The sequence below is a fragment of the Stieleria sp. genome, from assembly GCF_041595215.1.
Taxonomy (GTDB): Bacteria; Planctomycetota; Planctomycetia; order Pirellulales; family Pirellulaceae; genus Stieleria; species Stieleria magnilauensis.
The window spans coordinates 1-2,646 of the sequence record NZ_JBFHKV010001137.1 but is presented as its reverse complement, the minus strand read 5'-3'; the positions used below and the strand labels follow the sequence as shown (position 1 = coordinate 2,646).

The following is a 2,646-nucleotide window of genomic DNA, read 5'->3' as shown; positions in this document are numbered from 1 at the left end:
GGGCGCAAACATCTGGTTCAAGAAGCCGTTTTCCATGGCCCCAGGGTGTAGCACCCGCGCGCGGCCGCGGCGCAGCACCACGATCGGAAACGCCGGGTCCGGCTGCTGGAGTGCATCGCCGGCGGTGATTGCCCGCCCGCCGGCTTCCAAGATGACGTCGCCGGCACGAAGTCCGGTGCCGGCCGCGGCCGATCCCGCGGTGACGGATTCGACCAGCACGCCGCGTTTTTTACCCAGCATGGGTAGATGCAGACGCAGTAATTCCGGCACGGGTGTGAGGGTCAGATCCGGTTCCGGCTCGGCGGCCGCAGGTGGCGATTGGGCAAAGACGGCGAACACGACGAGCAGGGTTGCGGCGGTGCCGCTGAAGAGTCGAAGGGCCATGGGTCAAGTCCTCAAATGGAGTCGGGGTTTGGAAACGAACGGAACGAAAGCAGGGGTGATTTGAAAGTCGTTGTCGTCGGCGTCGGCGCCCAGACGCTGGCGCGAGCCCAATGTCTCCTACCTTCAAACCAATCGGGGTATTGTTTGTTAGCGGTAGGGCGCGAGCCCTCCGGTCGTTCAACGTCAAACCGGACGGCTCGCGCCGTTCCGCTACCTCCTTCAATGCCAACGCAAAAAAGCCCCCGACCGAGGTCGGAGGCTTGGTGGCGGTCGTGTTTCGTTTAGCGGCCGAACATTCGGATCCCGCCGCTACGGATGACTCGGGTGGGCGTCGAGCGGGAATTGGTCGCGTTGGGTTGGCTTTGATAGACCTGGCCTTGATAAACCTGACCTTGATAAACCTGGCCACCCCACTGTCGCGTGTGGCTCTTGGAGTACGCTTTGGTGTGTTGTCCGTAGCCGGTCGAATGGCTGCCGCCGTAGACTTGGCCGCCCGACGTGCCGGTGTGTCCGCCGCTGATCACGCGTCGGTTGCCGCCCTGGGTGACCACTCCGCCGTGGCTGACGTGGGCACCGCCGCGTCCGAGATTCAGTTGAACGTTGTGGGCCGCCCCGGCTTGGCCGCCGCCGACACCGATCGAATTACTCAGGGCGATCCCGTTGGGGCCGGCTCCGAGGGCGAATCCGTGACCGAAATCGACTCCGTTTTTCGAACTGCTGCGGGTTTTGGCGATTTGGATCATGCCGCTTGCGTTGGCACCGGCTCCGGCACGTCCGCGGGCGATGTCGACCCAAGATCCGGCCGATTGGGCGGAAACTTCAGCGGGCGAAGCCGCCAGGGCGAGGGTGAACAGGGTGGCGGCGGCGACGGTGCAGAGGATTTGGCGTTTCATGGTTTTGTCTCGGTGGAGTGTTTTTTGAATCGGGTGAGTTGCCTGACACACGACCCTGCGGCAGCCGCGGTGAAACCCCTGAAACAAAACCTGAAAAAAGAGAGGAGATGATTAGCGGTATTGGCGCGGGGCATGACCCCGCCGGGGTCCAAGCCAGTAGCCGGAGGTGAGCGAAGCGACACCTCCGGACATTCGATTCCCCGTCAGACGCGACCCCGAAGGGTGTCGAAGCAAATGACGTCGGCGCCCTCGGACCCAGCCAGCCCGCACGCTCAAGCTCACCCATCAACTCCATTACGTACGCAGACTGCCACACCGCCGGCGGACTGATTCGCTGCGACCCCGAAGGGCAATGCAGTGAAGCATTTATTCCCTGCGTTTGACGAGGTGTTAGCGGCAGGGCGCAAGCCCTCCGGTCCCTCATCGTTCCCGAAACATCGGAGGGCTCGCGCCCTACCGCTAAAAAATGCTTCACAGCGTTGCCGTCCGGGGTCGAGGGGACTGTGGGACGTGCTTCCACGTATCGGCATTGGGCTCGCGCCTTACCGCTAACGCTAACGGAAATCACTCTGTCGGCATGCACAGCATGCCCTACACCGCTCGCGCCCTGCCGCTAACGCTAACGAGAATCACTCCGTCGGCATGCACTGCATGCCCTTCGCGACTACGGCTTGCTCTGGCACGCGAGATCGTCCAGCCACAGCGTTCCGGCTCCGCTGGCGACGATCTGGATCCGGACCGGGACGATGGTGCCGGCATCAACGCGTCGGCCGTCCGCGGTTTGCGTCACCTGAAACGGTGCAACCACGCGACGCCAGGAGTAACTGCCCGAATCGAATTCGATCAGCGTCTCCTCGCCGGGCCCCAGAATTCGCATCGCGCCGTCAGCAAGTTGGTCGGCTTTGACCCAACACGAAAGCGCATACGGTTGACCGGCAACGACGGAAAACTCCTGGCCGGTACGTCCCGAGGCGTCGGCGACACCGTCGGGGTCCGCAGCGGTCGCGGTGATCTTCAGCGAGCGGTTTCCCGAGTGCGCCTCGGGGCTGATTCTGGCGGAAGACGCAAACCCAGGAGTGGTTTCCCACTTTGCGCCGGAAACGGAATTCCAGTAGCGGATCGAATCGAGTTCGAAGCCGCCATTGAGGATCGAGGCCGCAGTCGTTTGTCGGGGATCGGCCGGGGGCATCACTTCGATCTTGGTTGCTCGGGGCAGCTTGGCGAGTGATTTAATAAATGTTTCGAGCGCGACGATTTGCGTTTGGTCGACGCCTGGGGAACGTTTTCGTCGACTCAGTTCGGTCGTGATCGAGCGAACGGTGGAGAGGAGATCGCAGGCGGGTTCGACGTCAATCGCGCGTCCGACGGC

3 protein-coding genes are annotated in these 2,646 nt (G+C 62.8%); all 3 read right to left on the bottom strand.

All coding sequences use genetic code 11. From position 1 onward, the window contains the following. Window positions 1-384: PDZ domain-containing protein (locus ABX749_RS28910; RefSeq protein WP_372899093.1), on the bottom strand; the 384-nt coding region annotated here is incomplete at its 3' end. A 281-nt stretch (window positions 385-665) separates the two neighbouring features. Beyond that, window positions 666-1,277 (bottom strand): hypothetical protein, encoded by a 612-nt coding sequence (locus tag ABX749_RS28905; protein WP_372899092.1) that lies wholly within the window; start codon window positions 1,275-1,277, stop codon window positions 666-668. 664 nt (window positions 1,278-1,941) lie between these two features. Further along, a partial coding sequence (locus ABX749_RS28900) for a hypothetical protein (protein WP_372899091.1) occupies window positions 1,942-2,646 on the bottom strand: 705 nt, incomplete at its 5' end.